This window comes from Micromonospora wenchangensis, assembly GCF_002210435.1.
Taxonomy (GTDB): domain Bacteria; phylum Actinomycetota; class Actinomycetes; order Mycobacteriales; family Micromonosporaceae; genus Micromonospora; species Micromonospora wenchangensis.
The window spans coordinates 1-18,524 of the sequence record NZ_MZMV01000097.1; the positions used below are offsets into that span (position 1 = coordinate 1).

An 18,524-nucleotide genomic window follows, 5' to 3' on the forward strand; every position below is an offset into this window, starting at 1 on the left:
TGGCCTCAACTGCATTCCACACCACCCCCCCGGGAAACAACACAGCCACCGACGAGAACACCCCAACCCCCGAGGAACTCCCCACCCCTCCGGGCCGAAAGCCCCGGACGTTGAGGCTGGTGAACCGAAGAAGCGACTACCCCGGCACGGAACACCCCCAGATCCCCGATCTTGGGGCAACCGGCGGCGTCGCGACCACCATCTCCATGGCACGGTCAACGCAGCCACCGGGGCCCGCCGAGAGTCAGTCCCGGGTCTGGATGCCCTCGCGGAGCTGGCGGAAGAGGCCGGCCGAGTCGTCCACGGAACGGTTGGCGAACATGCCCATCGCCACGCTGCCGTGATCGGCCCAGCCGCAGATCGCGAAGTCGCCGCCGTCGCCGCTGGTCCGGCCGCACTTCATCACGCCGCCGTACTTCCCGGCAGGCACCGTGCGGACGTCGGTCACCCGGCCGGTCTCGTCGGCCATCAGACGGAACAGACTGTCCAGGTCGCGCTCCGGCTGCCAGAGCAGCGTGGTCCCGCCGAAGAACAGCACCGTCCGCTTCTCGTCGGCCGGGTCGCGGTAGACCGTACCGATGCTGCGGTCCAGGTCGATGTCGGCGGCGAATCCGGCCCGCAGGTAGTCGGCGGTGCTGCGGGCCCGGTCGGAGTCGTCGCGGGTGAGACCGGCGAGGTGGCCGGGCGGGTCCAGTCGGACGTCCTTCTCCCGGGCGATGCGCCAGCCCGCGGTGCCGAGCGCTGCGGCACCGGCGAGGCCGACCACGAGAGCGACGGTCAGCGCGATCCGCCGGCGACGGGACATCGGGCCCCGCCCCTGCGGGCTCCGCTCCGGGTCGTGGGTGCTCAACCGGATCGGCTCGTCGGTCAGCTCGACCGGTTCGGGACCCTCGATGAGCTGACGCTCGGTGAGATGTGCGTCGGACATGTTCGCCACCGTACGCGAATGACCGGTGGCGCACGTCGGGTCCGCCGAAGCGCTCCGTAGACTTTCACAGGTGACCGAGAGACTGGATGCCCGACGCCCCGACGCCCCGACCCTTGCCGGCCAGTACCAGCCCGGCGAGGTAGAGCAGCGACGGTACGAGCAGTGGGTAGCCGCCGGCCACTTCCGGGCGTCGGCGCAGAGCGACAAGCCCCCGTTCACCATCGTGATCCCCCCACCGAACGTCACCGGCGTGCTGCACATGGGCCACGCCCTGGACCACACCGTCCAGGACTCGCTGGTGCGCCGTAAGCGGATGCAGGGGTACGAGGCGCTCTGGCTGCCCGGCACCGACCACGCCGGCATCGCCACCCAGAACGTGGTGGAGCGGCAGCTCGCGGGGGAGGGGCTGTCCCGGCACGACCTCGGTCGGGACAAGTTCGTCGAGCGGGTCTGGCAGTGGAAGGCCGAGTCCGGCGGGGCGATCCTCGGCCAGATGCGCCGGCTCGGCGACTCGGTCGACTGGGACCGGGAACGCTTCACCATGGACGAGGGCCTGTCCCGGGCCGTGCAGACCATGTTCAAGAAGCTCTACGACGAGGGCCTGATCTACCGGGCCAACCGGATCATCAACTGGTGCCCGCGTTGCCTGACCGCCCTGTCGGACATCGAGGTGGAGCACACCGACGACGAGGGTGAGCTGGTCTCGATCCGGTACAGCGACGACGTGGTGGTCGCCACCACCCGCGCCGAGACCATGCTCGGGGACACCGCAGTGGCCGTGCACCCCGACGACGAGCGTTACCGGCACCTGGTCGGCACCGAGGTCGAGGTGCCGTTGACCGGCCGGCGTATCCCGATCGTCGCCGACGAGCACGTCGACCCGGCGTTCGGCACCGGCATGGTCAAGGTCACCCCGGCGCACGACCCCAACGACTTCGAGATCGGCCAGCGGCACGACCTGCCCGCCCTGACGATCATGGACGAGCGGGGCGTCATCACCGCGCCCGGCCCGTTCCAGGGCCTGGACCGGTACGAGGCCCGCCCCGCGATCGTGGCGGCGCTGCGCGAGCAGGGCCGGGTCGTGGCCGAGAAGCGGCCGTACGTGCACGCGGTGGGGCACTGCTCGCGGTGTCGTACCACGGTCGAGCCCCGGCTGTCGTTGCAGTGGTTCGTCAACACCACCCCGCTGGCGAAGGCGGCAGGCGACGCGGTGCGCGACGGCCGGGTGAAGATCGAGCCGGCCGAGCTGGCCAAGCGCTACTTCGCCTGGGTCGACAACATGCACGACTGGTGCATCTCCCGGCAGCTCTGGTGGGGCCACCGCATCCCGGTCTGGTACGGCCCGGCGGGCGAGATCGTCTGCGTCGGCCCGGACGAGACGCCCCCGACCGGCGAGGGCTGGGTCCAGGACGAGGACGTCCTGGACACCTGGTTCTCCAGCGGACTGTGGCCGTTCTCCACCCTCGGCTGGCCGGAGCAGACCCCGGACCTGGCCAAGTTCTACCCGACGAGCGTGCTGGTGACCGGCTACGACATCCTCTTCTTCTGGGTCGCCCGGATGATGATGTTCGGCCTGTACGCGATGGACGGCCGGCAACCGTTCGACACGGTCGCCCTGCACGGCATGGTCCGCGACCAGTACGGCAAGAAGATGTCGAAGTCGTTCGGCAACGTGGTCGACCCGCTGGACTGGGTCGACCGGTACGGGGCCGACGCGACCCGGTTCACCCTGGCCCGGGGCGCGAACCCGGGCGGGGACGTGCCGGTCAGCGAGGAGTGGTGCCAGGGCTCCCGCAACTTCTGCAACAAGCTGTGGAACGCCACCCGGTTCGCGCTGCTCAACGGCGCGCACACCGAGGGTCCGCTGCCGGCGGCCGACGGGCTCTCGACCGTCGACAGGTGGATCCTGTCCCGGCTGGCGCACGTCACCGCCGAGGTCGACGAGCAGTTCGAGGCGTACGAGTTCGCGAAGGTGTGCGACCTGCTCTACCACTTCGCCTGGGACGACGTCTGCGACTGGTACGTGGAGCTGGCCAAGCCGGTGCTCGCCGCCGGTGGGCCGGCCGCCGACGCCACCCGCCGGGTGCTCGGGCACGTGCTGGACCAACTGCTGCGGCTGCTGCACCCGGTGATCCCGTTCGTCACCGAGGAGCTGTGGACGGCGCTGACCGGGGGCGAGACCGTGATGACGGCGGCCTGGCCGAGCGCCGACCGTACCCTGGTGGACGACGCCGCGGAGCGCGAGGTCGGCACCGTCCAGCGGGTGGTGACCGAGATCCGACGGTTCCGCTCCGACCAGGGGCTGCGGCCCACCCAGCGGGTGGCCGCCCGACTCGACGGGCTGGCCGGGGTCCAGATCGCGGCGCACGAGCCGTTGATCCGTTCGCTGGCCCGGCTGGACGCCCCGGCCGACGACTTCCAGGCCAGCGCCACCCTCGCCATGCCCGGCGAGGTCAGCGTGGCGTTGGACACCAGGGGGTCGATCGACGTGGCCGCCGAGCGGGCCCGGCTCACCAAGGACCGGGCGGCCGCCGAGAAGGAGGTCGCGCAGGCCCGCGCGAAGCTGGACAACCCGGCGTTCGTCGGCAAGGCGCCCGAGCCGGTGGTGGCGAAGATCCGCGACCGGTTGGCGGTGGCCGAAGCCGACCTGGTCCGCATCGACGCCGCTCTGGAGGCGCTTCCCTCGTGACCGACCGTACCGATCAGCCCGGCCGGTCCGGCGCGGGGCGCGGTGAGTTCGCCGCCGTCGACGCGGAGTTGGCGGCGCGCGGGTTCACCCGGATGCACTTCTCGCTGGACCGCATCGAGTCGCTGCTCGACCTGCTGGGGAGCCCGCAGCGGGCGTACCCGTCGATCCACCTGACCGGGACGAACGGCAAGACGTCCACGGCCCGGATGATCGACTCGCTGCTGCGGGCCTTCGGCCTGCACACCGGCCGCTACACCAGCCCGCACCTGGAGACCGTCCGGGAGCGGATCAGCCTGGACGGGGAACCGGTCGACGAGGCCCGTTTCGTCGCCACGTACCGGGAGGTGAAGCCGCTTGCCGACCTGGTCGACCAGCGGTCGGCCGAGCCGCTCACCTACTTCGACCTGACCACCGCGTTGGCGTTCGCCACGTTCGCCGACGCGCCTGTCGACGTGGCCGTGGTGGAGGTGGGGCTGGGCGGCGCGGAGGACTCCACCAACGTGCTCCAGGCCGGGGTGGCGGTGCTCACCCCGATCGGGCTGGACCACACCGAGTGGCTCGGCGACACCCTGGAGGACATCGCCCTGCACAAGGCCGGCATCATCCACTCCGGCGCGACGGTGATCGCCGCCGCGCAGGAGGAGGAGGCGGCCCGGCCGATCCTGGAACGGTGCGCCGAGGTCGGCGCCACTGTCGCCCGGGAGGGCGCGGAGTTCGGGGTGCTGCGCCGGGCGGTCGCCGTCGGCGGGCAGGTGTTGACCCTCCAGGGCCTCGGCGGGGTGTACGACGAGGTGTTCCTTCCGCTGCACGGCGCGCACCAGGCGCAGAACGCGGCGGTGGCGTTGGCCGCCGTCGAGGCGTTCCTCGGGGCCGGCGCGAAGCGGCAGCTCGACGTCGAGGCCGTCCGGGAGGGTTTCGCCGCCACCAGTTCCCCGGGCCGGCTGGAGAAGGTGCGCAACGCCCCGACGGTGCTGCTGGACGGGGCGCACAACCCGCACGGGATGGCCGCCACGGTCACCGCGCTCCAGGAGGAGTTCGCGTTCAGCAAGCTGGTCGGGGTGCTCGCCGTGCTCGGCGACAAGGACGCCGCCGGCCTGCTGGAGTTGCTGGAACCGGTGCTCGACTCGCTCGTCGTCACCCGCAACTCCTCGCCCCGGGCGATGCCCGCCGACGAGTTGGCCGAGCTGGCCCGGGAGGTCTTCGGCCCGGACCGGGTGCAGGTGGCCGCCGCGATGCCGGACGCCATCGAGGCGGCCGTCGCCGAGGCCGAGTACGACGTGCCCGGCGAGTTGGCCGGGGTGGGGGTGCTGGTCACCGGCTCGGTGGTGACGGTGGCCGACGCCCGACGGCTGCTGAAGCGATGACCGGCCCGACCCCGGACCGGCCGGACGCGGACCGGCCGGACGCGGACCGTCACCCTGCCGACCACCCGGAACCGGCCGGGAGCACCGGCCGGGCCGCGAGCGCCGGAGCGCCCGACCGCACCGCCCCGGCGCAGGACACGGGACTGCGGGACACGGGACTGCGGGACACCGGATCGGCGCAGGACGCCGACCCGGCCGAGGGCAGCGGCCCGGCCGGGCGGCGTTCGGGGCTGCGTAATCCCGGAGCGGCCGTCCGGGGTCTCGGGGCCGGGACGCTCGGCCTGGAGGCGCTGGTGCTGCTGCTGGCGATCCAGCCGATCCGGCTGGTCGGTGGGCACTTCGGCGGGGCGGCGATCGCGGCCACCGTGGCGCTGGCCGTGGCGGCGGTGCTGCTGGCCGGCCGGATGCGCCGCCCGTGGGCCTGGACGGCGGGCACCGTGCTCCAGGGGCTGCTGCTGCTCGCCGGCCTGCTGCACTGGTCGCTGTTCGGGCTCGGGGTCATCTTCGCCCTGGTCTGGGCGTACGCGTTGCACGTGCGGCGGGTCATCCTCGGCTGAGCCGGGTCACGCCTCGGCGCGTTCCCGCCACTGGGTCAGCGCGATGCCGTGCCCGTCCGGGTCCCGGAAGGCGGCGGCCCACACCTCCAACTTGGTGCCCCGGTTGACCACCCGGGGCGCGTAGGTGAACCGGACGCCGGTGTCCTTGAGCCGCCGGTACGCCGCCTCGATGTCGTCGACCTCCAGGTTGACGTGGACCAGCCGGCGGCTGATCGGGGCGGCCCCGGTCACCTCGCGCAGCACCAGCCGGGTCTGCCCGGAGGCGAGCACCGCGTTGCCGGAGCCCCGGTCGAACTCCTCGAAGCCGAGGTCCCGGTAGAAGTCCAGCGAGCGGGACAGGTCGGTGACCAGCAGGGTCAGCCCGACGCCGCTGATCGGGCCGGCCGCATCGTCGCCCCCGGCGGTCGCGGCGGCCGGGTCGTACCCGAAGATCGCCTCGTCCAGGTCGGGGTCGAGCCGGCCGTCACCGGCGGTGGGCGCGTCCAGCGGGACGTCGACCGGGTCGAGGATCGGCGCGTCGAACCGTTCCTCGGCGGGCGGTCGGGGGGCGGGCGCGGCCGTGGGCGCAGCGGCAGCCGGACCGGCGGTGGCACCGGTGGGGGCGGTGCCGGCAGGGCTGGCGGCGGCGGTCGTGGGGGCGGCGGTCGTGGGGGCGGTGGCGCGGCGGGGGAGCTGGCCGGTCGCGGGCTGCTCGACCAGGGTGCCCTCCAGCACCACCGGGCCGCCCGGCCGCTGGTGCACCACCACCGGCTCCCGCTCGTCGGTCAGCACCTCCACGTCGTCGCGCAGCGGCTCGGCCCGGACCGGGTCGGGGTGCGGCGGCTCCGGGCGCAGCGGGTCCGACCGGACCGGGTCGGCGGGCGGCGGGTCGCGCAGGTCGTCCCGGAACTCGTCGTGGAAGTCGTCGTCGGCCGTGCGGCCCGCCCACGGCGGGGCCTCCTGCTGGATCAGCAGGTCGTCGAGCGGCTCGGCGTCGGCGTACTCCGGGGGCAGGTCGGTCACGCCCGCGGCGGCCTCGGTGTGGGTCGGCACCTCGTCCCAGAGGACGCGGACGTGCCGCTGGTCGTCCAGGGCCACCCGGATCGGCAGGGTCTGCCCCAGCGACGGCCACTTCGCCACCGGCACCCGGGGCTCGATGATCTTCTTGGACCGCGGCGGCAGGCCCGGCGCGTCGATCACCAACTGGAGTTCGCACCGGCCGAAGGCGTACTGGGTGGGGGGTTCGGAGGCGCTGTGCACGTGGCCGACGCCGACCACCCAGGTGCGTCCGCCGCCGCGCACGGTGCCCAGGGCGACGGCGAGCACGACCAGGGCCACGCCCAGCGCGACGATGGCCCAGCTGGTCATGCCCAGCCCGAACAGGACGACGAAGGCCGCCACGGTGCCGAGCACCGCGGCGATCAGCTTGCGTACCGGCGCGATGGTGCGGTTCCCGCCATTCGCCACAGTGGACCTCCCAGGGGTCAGAGCCAGGCTAGGCCGCGCGGCGACCGAGGGAAAGAGCAGCCGCCGCGTCGGTGCCGGGACCGGGTCGCTAGGCTGACCGTACCCAGCCGAACCGCCTTGTGCGCACAGGAGGAACCCAGCGTGTCCAGCAGCAGCCCGGATGAGCGCACCCTCGTACTGATCAAGCCCGACGCGGTGCGCCGTGGCCTGGTCGGCGAGATCATCTCCCGCTTCGAGCGCAAGGGCCTGCGGATCGACGCGCTGGAGATCCGGACGCTGGACGGCGGGTTCGCCGACCAGCACTACGCCGAGCACGTGGACAAGCCGTTCTACCCACCGCTGAGGACGTTCATGACCAGCGGGCCGCTGGTGTCGCTGGTGCTCTCCGGCGACCAGGTGATCGAGGTGGTCCGGGCGATGATCGGCAGCACCGACGGGCGCAGGGCCGCCGCCGGCACGATCCGGGGCGACCTGTCGCTGTCCAACCGGGAGAACCTGGTGCACGCCTCGGACTCCACCGACAGCGCCAAGCGCGAGATCGCCCTCTGGTTCCCCGCCCTGGGCTGACCCGGGCCACCCGGCCGGCAGCCAGGGCGCGCTAGGGGACCGGACGGTCGCGGAACGGGCGGCCCCGGCCGAGCGCGTCGGCGTACCCCCAGCGGCCCCTGATGTCGAGCAGCTCGATCTGGCCCAGTTCCTCCGGAACCGCGGCGTCGACGGCGAGATGGTCCTCGTACGGTTCGAGCCCGAGCAGCGCGCGCAGCAGCATCAGGGGCGCTCCGGCAGACGGCGCGTACGGGCTGTCGGTGAACCCGTGCGGGACGGGGACGTGGGTGGTGGCTCGGTCGTAGCCGGTGAGGTACGCCGGCAGCCGGCCCTGGAAGTGCCGGGCGGCGTCGAGCAGCCCGGTGGCGACCCGGGCGGCCTGCGCCCGGAACCCGGCCCGGCGCAGCCCCCAGGCGATCAGCGAGTTCTCCCAGGGCCAGACCGCGCCGGTGTGGTGGCCCAGCGGGTTGTAGTCGGCCGCCGTGCTGGCCAGGGTGCGGATGCCCCAGCCGGAGTACAGCGCCGGGGACATCAGGTGCGCCACCATCTGCTCGGCGCGGTGCGGGGCGACGATGCCCGTGCACAGCAACTGCCCCATGTTGGACGTGAGGGAGTCCAGCGGGACGCCGTCGAGCTGCACCGCCACCGCGTAGTGGCCCCGGTCGGGCAGCCAGAAGTCCCTGTCGAACCGGTCCCGCAGCCGGGCGGCGTCGCGTTCGAGCCGGTCGGCCCAGCCGGGGTCGTCCCAGAACCGGCGGGCCATCCGGGCGGCCCGGCGGCGGGCCTCGAAGGCGTACCCCTGGATCTCGCAGATGGCCAGCGGGTAGGTGGGCGGGTGGCCGTCGGCGAAGCAGATGGCGTCGGCGGAGTTGCGCCAGCTCTCGTTCTGCGGCCCGGTGCGGGTCGGGCGTCGGGTGGACCAGACGTAGCCGGTGCCGTCCCGGTCCGCGTCGTGGTCGAGCCAGCCGATGGCGGCCCGCACCTCGAACTCGAACCGGCGTACCAGTTCCGCGTCGCCGGTCCAGCGTTCGTACTCGTCGAGCAGGATGACGAAGGCGGCGGTGGTGTCGGCGGCGCTGAAGCTGGCCGACTCCGGGGTGTCGTTGAACGCGCCGGAGTCGCCGTACCGGCTCTCCTGGACGATCTTGCCGGGTTGTTCGCCGCGGAACGGGTCGTGCCGGACGCCCTGGCTCAGCGCCAGGATGCGCAGCGTGTTGACCGCCCGTTCGGGCATGAACGGCAGCGCCTGGAAGCTGCTGACCAGGCTCTCCCGACCGAGCAGCGCCATCGACCAGGGCAGTCCGGTGGCGGGCAGCGCGGTCTCGAAGTTCAGCCCGGGGTAGTGCAGCGCGGCCAGGTCCCGCACGCCGTACTCGTAGGCCTGCTGGAGCGGCTTGTGGTCGGCGCGCAGCCGGGGCACCCCGGCGGTGCGGGCGGCGATGTCCCGGCCCCGCTGGTGCTGGCTGCGCCCCACCGAACTGGTCAGCCGTTCCCGCAGGTCACGGCGGTGCAGGTCGCGTAGGAGGGCCAGCACCCGTAGCCGGGTGGACCAGGTGCCGTGGGGTTCGACGGTGAACGTCCAGGTCAGGCCGTGCTCGTCGAGCGCGGCCGGCGTGCTGGAGGTGATCACGGTCTCCCGGTGCAGGCCGGCGCGTTTGTAGTGCAGCCGTAGCGCGTCGTCGGCGATGGTGGCGGTCACCGGCCGGGCCCGCCGGAAGCCGTCGCGGACCTCCAGTACCTCGGCGAAGTCCGCGCCCACGTCGAGCCGGACGACGTAGCGCACCGGTTCCGGCGCGTAGTTGAACAGGGTGATCTCTTCCTCGTACTCCGGACCGACCCAGCGGTGCCGCAGCACCGACGTGGTGGCGTTGACGTAGTGGGTGGGTTCGCCGGGGACCAGCCCGAACTTCGCCTCGTAGGTGGCGACGTCGTCGACGGAGAGCACCGAGAGGGACTCGGTGTTGATGGTCAGCCGCCAGGTGGACAGGAACCGGGTGTCGAAGGAGAAGAGCCCGAGCGGGGAGGTCGGCGTGGCCGACACGTTCCCGTTCTTCTCGCTGATCATGAACATGTTGCCGGCGAAGACGCTGGTGACCTCGTGCAGCCCGACGACGCCGGGGGCGGTGTGGGGGACCAGTTCGGCGGCGGGTTCGGTGCCGACGCTGTCGGCGTCGACCGGCAGCAGCCGCCGGAAGGTGAACAGCAGCGCCAGGTCGCCGGCGACCGAGATGTCGCCGCGCAGCAGCATCGACACCAGGTTGTCCCGACCGGCCAGCAGCCGGGCGAACGCCTCCGGCCGGACCTCCACCGTGCAGTCGGGGTGTTCGCCGGTGCGGGTGACCCTGGTCTGTGCGCCCGCGAGGCGGACGAACCAGGTGGCGGCCTCGCCGTCCTCGGCGACGACGTCGAAGCGGAGCAGTCCGGTGGGGGCGACCGGCAACCGGCCCCGGCAGTCGGCGACCAGGGCGGCGAAGAACTCGTCGATCCGCCCGTCCACGGTCCGCTCCCGTCCCACCGCTGCGCCACCCGAAAAAGGTCCAGGCGTGCCAAAAGGAACAATACGCCGTGCCCGGACCGGCGGGGCGCGCTTAAGTGGAAGAACGCCACTACCTGCGAAAACACCGGGGAGGGTTCGACGATGGACGGGCAGACGGCCGCCGGGATGCGGTACTGGACGTACGGGCACGGCCGGCGGGGCACCTTCCTGCTGGTGCACGGCTGGTGCTGCGACCACGACTTCATGGCACCCCTGGCCCGGCACCTGGCCACCCGCCAGGCCCGGGTGATCGCCGTCGACATGCCGGGGCACGGGGCCAGTCCACCCCCGGCCGACGGCTACGGGGTCACCGCGATGGCCGGTCACCTGCGGGCCTTCGCCGGCGCGCTCGACCTGCGCCGGGTCTTCGTGCTGGGGCACAGCCTGGGCGGGGTCTGGTCGCTTCAGGCCGCCGCCGGGGACCGGGAGCGGTTCACCGGGCTGGGGCTGCTCGACTCCGCGGTGGCCGGGCCGCCCGGTTCCGCTGCCGCGATCGCCCAGGTGGCGGCGTCGCTGCGGGAGGACACCTCGGGCACGGTCCGGGAGTCGATCGTCCGGTCGTACTTCCCGCCGTACTCCGACCCGCGCCTGGTGGAGCGGGTGGTGGCGGCCACCGCCCGGCCGTCGACCGAGGTGGCGTACGCGCCGATCGCCGGGCTGGCCGACTGGATCGCCGCCGAGGGGGACGTGGCCGCCCTGCGCCGCTGGGACCGCCCGCTGCTCTTCGTGGGCAGCAACGCCCCGTTCGCCGACTACGCCCGGCTGGCCGAACTCGCCCCGCAGGCGTTCATCGGGCAGACCGTGGGTTCCGGGCACTTCGTCCAGCTCCAGGTGCCGGCGCAGGTCGACGCGATGGTCGACCGCTACCTGGAGGTCACCGGCTAGCGCCGCCGCCTCAGAGGGTGTCCAACGAGGCACGGCGACGGGACTCCGCCTCGAAGACCGTCAACAGCCCGGCCGCCAGCACGGCGTAGCCGACCCCGACGGCCAGTTCGAGGCCGATCGCCGGCAGGACGTCGCCCAGCGGGGCGCCGCCGGCCAGCCGCCGGGCCGCGTCGGCGGCGTGGGTGATCGGCAGCACCGCGCCCACCGCGCGGATGCCCGCCGGCAGGCTGTCGGCCGGCACGTTCACCCCGGTGAACAACAGCAGCAGCGCCACCGCCACGTTCGAGATCAGGAAGACGTCCCGGAAGCGCAACCCGAGCGCCCCCAGGGTCAGCCCGAAGAAACCGCAGGCCAGCGCGGCGGTGGCCAGCGCCAGCAGCAGGCCGGGCAGGGCGGTGGCCGGAATCCGCAGGCCGAGCAGGAGCGCGGCCACGGTGAGCGTGCTCGCCGCGATCAGCAGGCCGTTGCCGGCGTACGGCAGGACCCGGCCGAGGAAGATGGCGGTGCGGCTGCGCGGGGAGAGCAGCACGTGCCCCAGGGTGCCGAAACGCCGCTCGTTGGCCACCGCCATGGTGCCGCCGTAGACGCAGGCCAGCGCGGCGGTGAGCACCGCGTTGCCGACGATGTAGAACCGGTCGTCGGCGACCCCGAACTCCCGCCCCAGGTAGGCGAAGAAGAAGAGCTGGAACAGCGGGCCCACCAGCAGGGTGCCCACGAAGATCGACGGGGTGGTCCAGTTGAACAGGGCCCGGTAGGCGATGACCCCACCCACCCCGACCAGCCGCAGCAGCGCGCCCACCGGTGCCTCCTCAGGCCAGGGCCAGGGTCGCGGTGACCCGGGCCCGGCGCTCGACGTACGTCATCAGGGCCCAGCCGGCGGCCAGGCAGGCCAGGCTGATCGCCAGGCAGACGGCCAGCGCCGGCCACACCGGCCCGCCGGACGCCGCCTCGTGCACCGCGCGGGCCCCCCAGGTGGTCGGCAGCACCGCGGCGACCGGCCCGGTCCAGCCGGGTAGCGCGGTGACCGGCACGAGCATCCCGGAGACCAGCCAGATCGGGTACTCCAGCATGTTCGCCAGCGCGTTGGCGTGCCGCAGCAGCACGAAGCCGGACGCCAGCAGCAGCCCGAACATGCCCAGCCCGGCGATGCAGCCGGCGACGGCCACCGGGAAGGCCACCGGGTGGGCGAAGTCGAGCGGGATGCCGTAGAGCAGCCGGCCCCAGGCCAGCGTGGCGAGCATCGCGTACGTGCCGGTGATGCCGGTGGCCAGGGTGACCGGCAGCAGCACCAGCGCGGGCGACCGGGGCGCCAACATGATCATTTCCAGGGTGCCCTGCCAGCGTTGGTTCTGGATCGCCCCGCCGGAGCCGAACAGCACCGTCGACCAGACCCCCATCAGACCCGCGCCGACCGCCGCCTCCAGCAGCCGGTCCGGCTCACCGCCGGCCCGGAACAGGTAGACCGCCAGGGTCGCCTGCACCACCGGGACGAACAACGCGATGGCGATCTCGAACGGGGAACGGCTGAGCTGCTTGACGTGCAGCAGCGCGCCGACCGCGATCATCCGCAGGGTGCTCACGCCGGCATCCGCCCGGCCACCGCAGCGGGCTCCGCCGCCCGGTTGACGATCGCCACGTACGCGTCCTCCAGGGTGGGCTGCCGGGCGGTCACCCGGCCCAGCCGTACCCCGCCCAGCTCCCGCAGCACGTTGGCCTGCACGTCCACCCCCGCGTCGGACTGCACCCCGAGGACCTGCGCCGCCCCGTGCACCGCCAGGCTCACCTCCCGTACGCCCGGCCGGGCCCGGATGGCGGCCACCTGCCCGTCGGTCACCCCGTACGCCTCCACCTCCAGCACCCGCCGGCCGTCGGCGTGGTGGCGCAGCTCGGCGGGGGTGCCGAGGGCCTGGATCCGGCCGCCCGCGATCACCGCGATCCGGCCGCACAACTCGTCGGCCTCGGCCATGTAGTGCGTGGTCAGCAGCACGGTGGTGCCGGTGGCGGCCAGGTCGGCGACGGTCTGCCGCAGCTCCCGGGCGGCCACCGGGTCGACCCCGATCGACGGCTCGTCGAGGAACAGCACCCGGGGCCGGTGCAGCAGGCCCCGGGCGATGTGCAGCCGCTGGCGCATCCCCCGGGAGTAGCCCTCGACCCGGTCGTCCTGCCGGCCGGTCAACCGGACCAGCTCGAACAGCTCGGCGATCCGGCGCTTCTGCTCCCGGCCCGGCACGCCGTACAGCTCGGCGAAGTAGCGCAGGTTGTCCCGGGCGGAGAGCCGGTCGTAGAGACCCCGGTCGCCGCCGAAGACGTACCCGATGCGCCGGCGCACCTCCCGGGTCTGCCGGACCACGTCGAAGCCGCAGATCCTCGCCTCGCCGCCGGTCGGGACGAGCAGGGTGTTGAGCAGCTTGATGGTGGTGGTCTTGCCGGCGCCGTTCGGGCCGAGCAGGCCGAACAGCTCACCGTGGCCCACCGCGAGGTCGACCCCGGCGACGGCGTGCACCTCCCGGCGCTGCGGTCGTAGCCATCCGGTCCGGCTGCGGTAGCTGCGGTGCAGCCCCACCGCCTCGATCGCGTGCTCACCCATGGCGGGAAATCTATGGGTCGGCCCGGCCGTCCGCACCCCCGTTACTCGGCGGCGGCGACCCGGACAGGTCGAGTATCCTTGCCGGTACAGGCGACGACCCGGCCATCACCGGTGAGCCTCCGGAAGAAAGGGCCCGGCGGGCCCGACTAGAACCGGACGGGGCGGCCCGTCACAGCCGACCAACGAGCGGGCGGTCGATCCTGACCGTCAAGCGGGGTGGTACCGCGGGCCCGGCCCGGGGCGTCGACCACGACGTACCGGCGCGGGCTCGTCCTCGCAGACCACGAGACCAGTGAGCTGCCAGAGGAGACCGACCCCCGATGGGCTATCCGCTGCACGACCCGACCGCCGCCGGCGTCCCGGCGAGCCCGGACCTGCCCGACGTCGAGCGCCGCGTCCTGGAGCACTGGCGCACCGACCAGACCTTCGAGGCGTCGGTGACGGCCCGGCCGGCCGGCGACGACGGCAAGAACGAGTACGTCTTCTACGACGGCCCGCCGTTCGCCAACGGCCTGCCGCACTACGGTCACCTGTTCACCGGGTACGTCAAGGACGTGGTGCCGCGCTACCAGACCATGCGCGGCCGGCACGTCGAGCGGCGCTTCGGCTGGGACTGCCACGGCCTGCCCGCCGAGGTGGTGGCCGAGAAGCAGCTCGGCATCACCAGCAAGGCGGAGATCCTCGACCTGGGGGTGGCCCGGTTCAACGAGGCGTGCCGGTCCTCGGTGCTGGAGTTCACCCAGGACTGGGAGCGGTACGTCACCCGGCAGGCCCGCTGGGTCGACTTCGCCAACGACTACAAGACCCTCGACCTGGACTACATGGAAAGCGTCATGTGGGCCTTCAAGACCCTGCACGACAAGGGCCTGGTCTACGAGGGCTTCCGGGTGCTGGCGTACTGCTGGCGGTGCGAGACGCCGCTGTCGAACACCGAGACCCGGATGGACGACGTCTACCGCGACCGGCACGACCCCACGCTTACCGTGTGGTTCGAGCTGACCCCGGACGAGCGGGCCCCGGAGCTGGTCCGGGGGCCGGTCAGGCTGGGCGTCTGGACCACCACGCCGTGGACCCTGCCGTCCAACCTCGCGCTCGCCGTCGGCCCGGACATCAGGTACGCGGTGCTGGAGCGCGATGGCCAGCGGTACGTGGTCGGGGAGTCCCGGCTCGGGGCGTACGCCAAGGAGTTGGAGGGGTACGAGCAGGTCGGCTGGGTGACCGGCAAGGCTCTGGTCGGACGCCGCTACACCCCGCTCTACGACTTCCTCGTCGAGCAGGCCGGCGAGAACGCCTACCAGGTGCTCGGCGCGGAGTTCGTCACCACCGAGGACGGCACCGGGATCGTGCACCTCGCCCCGGCGTTCGGCGAGGACGACCAGAACGTCTGCAACGCCGCCGGCATCCCCACCATCGTCACCGTCGACGACCACACCCGGTTCACCGCGCTGGTCCCGCCATACCAGGGTGAGCAGGTCTTCGACGTGAACAAGCCGGTGATCCGGGAGCTGAAGGAGCGGGGGGTGGTGCTGCGGCAGGACACCTACACCCACTCGTACCCGCACTGCTGGCGCTGCGACACCCCGCTGGTCTACAAGGCGGTGTCGTCGTGGTTCGTCGCGGTGACGCAGTTCCGGGACCGGATGGTCGAGCTGAACCAGCAGATCAACTGGACGCCCGGCCACATCAAGGACGGCTCGTTCGGCAAGTGGCTGGCCAACGCCCGGGACTGGTCGATCAGCCGCAACCGGTTCTGGGGCTCGCCGATCCCGGTGTGGAAGTCCGACGACCCGAACTACCCGCGGGTCGACGTGTACGGCTCGCTGGCCGACATCGAGCGGGACTTCGGCGTACGCCTGACCGACCTGCACCGGCCGGCCGTGGACGACCTGGTCCGCCCCAACCCGGACGACCCGACCGGGAAGTCGGTGATGCGCCGGGTGCCGGAGGTGCTGGACTGCTGGTTCGAGTCCGGGTCGATGCCGTTCGCCCAGGTGCACTACCCGTTCGAGAACGCGGACTGGTTCGAGCACCACTACCCGGGTGACTTCATCGTCGAGTACATCGGGCAGACCCGGGGCTGGTTCTACACCATGCACGTGCTGGCCACCGCGCTGTTCGACAGGCCGGCGTTCCGCAACTGCCTCAGCCACGGCATCCTGCTCGGCTCCGACGGGCGCAAGATGTCCAAGAGCCTGCGCAACTACCCGGACGTCTACCACGTCTTCGACGCGTACGGCTCGGACGCGATGCGCTGGATGCTGATGTCCTCGCCGGTGCTGCGCGGCGGCGACATGCCGGTCACCGAACCGGCGATCCGCGACGCCGTCCGGCAGGTGCTGCTGCCGCTGTGGAACGTCTGGTACTTCTTCTCGCTCTACGCCAACGCCGACGGGCACACCGCCCGGCGGCGGGTGGACAGCACGCACCTGCTCGACAGGTACGTGCTGGCCAAGACCCGGGAACTGGTGGAGACCGTCGGCGCGCAGATGGACGCGTACGACATCTCCGGGGCGTGCGGCACCGTCCGGTCCTACCTGGACGCGCTGACCAACTGGTACGTGCGGCGCTCCCGGGACCGGTTCTGGTCGGGCGACGCCGACGCGTTCGACACGCTGTGGACCGTGCTGGAGACGCTCTGCCGGGTGGTGGCGCCGCTGGCCCCGCTGACCGCCGAGGAGATCTGGCGCGGGCTGACCGGCGAGCGGTCGGTGCACCTGACCGACTGGCCGTCGGCGCAGGACCTGCCCGCCGACCACGACCTGGTCGCGGCGATGGACGCCACCCGGGACGTCTGCTCGGCGGCGCTGTCGCTGCGCAAGGCCAAGGGGCTGCGGGTCCGGCTGCCGCTGCCGAAGCTGACCGTGGCGTCTCCGGTCGCCGACCAGCTCCGGCCGTTCGCCGACCTGGTCGCCGACGAGGTCAACGTCAAGGAGGTGGCGTTCTCGGCGGAGGTCGCCAGCTACTGCCAGCAGGTGCTGACCGTGGTGCCCCGGGCGCTCGGGCCCCGCGTCGGCAAGCAGGTGCAGCAGGTGATCAGGGCGGTCAAGGCGGGGGAGTGGGAGCTGCGCGACGGTGCCCCCGTCGCCGCCGGGGTCACCCTCGCCGAGGGCGAGTACGAGCTGCGCCTGGTCGCCGCCGACGCCGAGCACTCCGCGCCGCTGCCCGGTGGCGAGGGTGTGGTGGTGCTCGACACCGAGGTCACCCCGGAACTGGCCGCCGAGGGGCTGGCCCGGGACGTGGTCCGGGTCGTGCAGCAGGCCCGCCGGGACGCCGACCTGGACATCTCCGACCGGATCGTGGTGTCGGTGGCGGCCTCCGAGCAGGTCCGGGCGGCGGTGTCGGCGTACACCGGGTTCGTGGCCCGGGAGGTGCTCGCCGACACGGTGGACTTCGCCGACGGCGTCGACGGCTTCACCGGTGAGGTCGGCGACGGCGAGCGGGTGACGGTGACCGTCCGCCCGGTGTGAGGTCGTCCGCGGGGCCCCGCCCGTCGGGTCGGGGCCCCGCGACCACCCGCGCCATCCAGCAGGCGGACGCGCGTGCACCCGTTGGGTCGTACGGGCGTCCGTCCGCTACCGTGACACCGCCTGTTTCACCGTACGACCGCCGGAGGACCCGTGCCGCTGCTCTACACCATCGGCAAGCTCACCGTGGGACCCGCGATGCGGCTCGCGTTCCGCCCGGTCGTGGAGGGGCTGGAGCACATTCCGGCGAGCGGCGGCGCGATCTTCGCGGGCAACCACCTCTCCGTCGCCGACGAACTGCTGCTCGGCACCGTCGTCCCCCGGCACCTCGCCTTCTGGGCCAAGTCGGAGTACTTCACCGGCACCGGCCCGAAGGGCGCGCTGTCCAAGTTCGTGCTCACCGGCCTGGGGGCCATCCCGGTCGAGCGGGCCGGTGGCCGGGCCGCGCTGTCCGCGTTCGACGCGGCCATCCCCGCGCTGCGCGGCGGTGACCTGGTCGCCGTCTATCCCGAGGGGACCCGGTCGCCCGACGGCCGGCTCTACCGGGGACGGACCGGCACCGCCCGGCTGGCGGTGGCGACCGGGGTACCGGTGATCCCGGTCGGGGTGCTCGGCACCGACAAGGTACAGCCGATCGGCACCCGGATTCCCCGCCCCGGCAAGGCGAAGATCATCATTCGGTTCGGCAAGCCGTTGGACTTCAGCGGCCGCTCCGACGACCGCACCTCGCTGCGGGAGATGACCGACGAGCTGATGGCCGAGATCCAGAAGCTCACCGGCCAGGAGTACGTCCCCCGGTACGCCCCCCGCCGCGTCGAGCCCACCTCGGGCGGCGCGCCCACCGCGGGCAGCGCCCCGGCCTGACCGCCGCGCCCGCGCCCGACCGGCGGGGCTCGGCGTGACCACCGCCCGGCCGCTCGGGCGCCGGCGGCGTGACCGCGGGACCGGCCCGGCCGCCCCCGCGCGGTTGGACCGTGCGGCGGCCGGGCTCAGCCCTGCTTCGGAGTGACGATCTGGGCGCGCATCGTGGCGAGCAGTCGGGCGCTGTCGTCCACCGAGAGCCGGGTGAACACGCCCGTGGCGCTGCTGCCGTGGTCCACCGAGGTGCAGACCACCACGTCGGTGCCGTCGGACGACCCGGTGGCGCAGCGTTCGTACCGGCCCCGGACGCCGCTGTCCACCGGTTGGGGGGTGCCCAGCTTGAAGGTGTCGGTCAACCGCACCATCGCGTCGTCCGCGTCGGACTCCGGTCGGAGCCGGAATCCGGTGTCACCGAAGACGATCACCCGCTTGCCGTCGGAGGTGCTGTAGACCCCGGCGTAGACGTCCTCGGCGAGCAGGTTCGCCTTGCGTACCTCGGTCTTGAGCTTGTCGACCTCGCTGCCCGAGTCCGACCGCAGGGTCAGGTCGGCCACCTGAACGGGCAGGGCGGCGTCGGCCGGGTACTGCTGCCAGGCCGGCTTGCCGAACCAGGCGGGGCAGCCGCAGCAGCAGGCCAGGCTGAGCAGCAGCACCCAGGGCC

Annotated in this window: 13 protein-coding genes and 1 pseudogene; 7 read left to right on the forward strand and 7 right to left on the reverse strand. The window is 72.9% G+C overall.

Annotation, left to right across the window (positions count from 1 at the left end; genetic code table 11):
* Positions 1 to 244: 244 nt before the first annotated feature.
* On the reverse strand, positions 245 to 928 hold the full coding sequence (locus tag B5D80_RS31020; protein WP_088647484.1) for a hypothetical protein: 684 nt from the start codon (positions 926 to 928) through the stop codon (positions 245 to 247).
* A 70-nt stretch (positions 929 to 998) separates the two neighbouring features.
* On the opposite strand from B5D80_RS31020, the gene B5D80_RS31025 reads away from it, so the two are divergent.
* From B5D80_RS31025 to B5D80_RS31035, 3 genes are all read left to right on the forward strand, one after another.
* Positions 999 to 3,617: a valine--tRNA ligase gene (locus B5D80_RS31025; protein WP_088647485.1), complete on the forward strand. Its 2,619-nt coding sequence runs from the start codon at positions 999 to 1,001 to the stop codon at positions 3,615 to 3,617.
* Between the two features lie 92 nt (positions 3,618 to 3,709).
* Positions 3,710 to 4,981: a bifunctional folylpolyglutamate synthase/dihydrofolate synthase gene (locus B5D80_RS31030; RefSeq protein ID WP_245855089.1), complete on the forward strand. Its 1,272-nt coding sequence runs from the start codon at positions 3,710 to 3,712 to the stop codon at positions 4,979 to 4,981.
* The gene (locus tag B5D80_RS31035) at positions 4,978 to 5,538 is read left to right on the forward strand and encodes a DUF4233 domain-containing protein (RefSeq protein WP_245855084.1); all 561 of its coding nucleotides are present in this window, start codon (positions 4,978 to 4,980) and stop codon (positions 5,536 to 5,538) included. The genes B5D80_RS31030 and B5D80_RS31035 overlap by 4 nt, the downstream gene beginning before the upstream one ends.
* A gap of 6 nt (positions 5,539 to 5,544) precedes the next feature.
* On the opposite strand, the gene B5D80_RS31040 is transcribed toward B5D80_RS31035, so the two are convergent.
* Positions 5,545 to 6,984, reverse strand: a complete 1,440-nt coding sequence (locus B5D80_RS31040; protein WP_088647487.1) for a VOC family protein — start codon at positions 6,982 to 6,984, stop codon at positions 5,545 to 5,547.
* 141 nt (positions 6,985 to 7,125) lie between these two features.
* Here B5D80_RS31040 and ndk point away from each other — a divergent pair, with 141 nt between their 5' ends.
* Entirely contained in the window at positions 7,126 to 7,551 is a 426-nt protein-coding gene (gene ndk / locus B5D80_RS31045; protein ID WP_088647488.1) for a nucleoside-diphosphate kinase, read from the forward strand.
* A 31-nt stretch (positions 7,552 to 7,582) separates the two neighbouring features.
* Here the strand turns inward: ndk and B5D80_RS31050 are convergent, their stop codons facing one another.
* The gene (locus B5D80_RS31050) at positions 7,583 to 10,045 is read right to left on the reverse strand and encodes a glycogen debranching N-terminal domain-containing protein (RefSeq protein WP_158224275.1); all 2,463 of its coding nucleotides are present in this window, start codon (positions 10,043 to 10,045) and stop codon (positions 7,583 to 7,585) included.
* Between the two features lie 123 nt (positions 10,046 to 10,168).
* Here B5D80_RS31050 and B5D80_RS31055 point away from each other — a divergent pair, with 123 nt between their 5' ends.
* Positions 10,169 to 10,951, forward strand: a complete 783-nt coding sequence (locus tag B5D80_RS31055; RefSeq protein WP_088647495.1) for an alpha/beta fold hydrolase — start codon at positions 10,169 to 10,171, stop codon at positions 10,949 to 10,951.
* A gap of 10 nt (positions 10,952 to 10,961) precedes the next feature.
* On the opposite strand, the gene B5D80_RS31060 is transcribed toward B5D80_RS31055, so the two are convergent.
* Genes B5D80_RS31060 through B5D80_RS31070 form a run of 3 tightly spaced genes read right to left on the reverse strand, consistent with a single transcriptional unit; the run spans position 10,962 to position 13,538 of the window.
* Positions 10,962 to 11,750, reverse strand: a complete 789-nt coding sequence (locus B5D80_RS31060) for an ABC transporter permease (protein WP_245855086.1) — start codon at positions 11,748 to 11,750, stop codon at positions 10,962 to 10,964.
* 10 nt (positions 11,751 to 11,760) lie between these two features.
* On the reverse strand, positions 11,761 to 12,531 hold the full coding sequence (locus tag B5D80_RS31065; RefSeq protein ID WP_245855088.1) for an ABC transporter permease: 771 nt from the start codon (positions 12,529 to 12,531) through the stop codon (positions 11,761 to 11,763).
* Positions 12,528 to 13,538, reverse strand: a complete 1,011-nt coding sequence (locus B5D80_RS31070; RefSeq protein WP_088647490.1) for an ABC transporter ATP-binding protein — start codon at positions 13,536 to 13,538, stop codon at positions 12,528 to 12,530. Before B5D80_RS31070 ends, B5D80_RS31065 begins: the two co-directional genes overlap by 4 nt.
* Positions 13,539 to 13,858: 320 nt before the next feature.
* Here B5D80_RS31070 and ileS point away from each other — a divergent pair, with 320 nt between their 5' ends.
* Together ileS and B5D80_RS31080 are read left to right on the forward strand one after the other, a co-directional pair.
* Positions 13,859 to 17,005: an isoleucine--tRNA ligase gene (ileS, locus tag B5D80_RS31075; RefSeq protein WP_088647491.1), complete on the forward strand. Its 3,147-nt coding sequence runs from the start codon at positions 13,859 to 13,861 to the stop codon at positions 17,003 to 17,005.
* Between the two features lie 150 nt (positions 17,006 to 17,155).
* A complete protein-coding gene (locus B5D80_RS31080) occupies positions 17,156 to 17,866 on the forward strand; it encodes a lysophospholipid acyltransferase family protein (protein WP_088647492.1) in 711 nt (236 codons plus the stop codon).
* A gap of 125 nt (positions 17,867 to 17,991) precedes the next feature.
* Here B5D80_RS31080 and B5D80_RS31085 read toward each other — a convergent pair.
* A pseudogene (locus B5D80_RS31085) lies at positions 17,992 to 18,524 on the reverse strand (hypothetical protein); the annotation flags it as partial.

Excerpts from the sequence above, each read along its gene's own strand:
- B5D80_RS31020 (WP_088647484.1), bottom strand. The coding sequence starts at position 928 with ATGTCCGACGCACATCTCACCGAGCGTCAGCTCATCGAGGGTCCCGAA.
- ileS (WP_088647491.1), top strand. The coding sequence starts at position 13,859 with ATGGGCTATCCGCTGCACGACCCGACCGCCGCCGGCGTCCCGGCGAGC.
- B5D80_RS31035 (WP_245855084.1), top strand. The coding sequence starts at position 4,978 with ATGACCGGCCCGACCCCGGACCGGCCGGACGCGGACCGGCCGGACGCG.
- B5D80_RS31070 (WP_088647490.1), bottom strand. The coding sequence starts at position 13,538 with ATGGGTGAGCACGCGATCGAGGCGGTGGGGCTGCACCGCAGCTACCGC.
- B5D80_RS31055 (WP_088647495.1), top strand. The coding sequence starts at position 10,169 with ATGGACGGGCAGACGGCCGCCGGGATGCGGTACTGGACGTACGGGCAC.
- B5D80_RS31030 (WP_245855089.1), top strand. The coding sequence starts at position 3,710 with ATGCACTTCTCGCTGGACCGCATCGAGTCGCTGCTCGACCTGCTGGGG.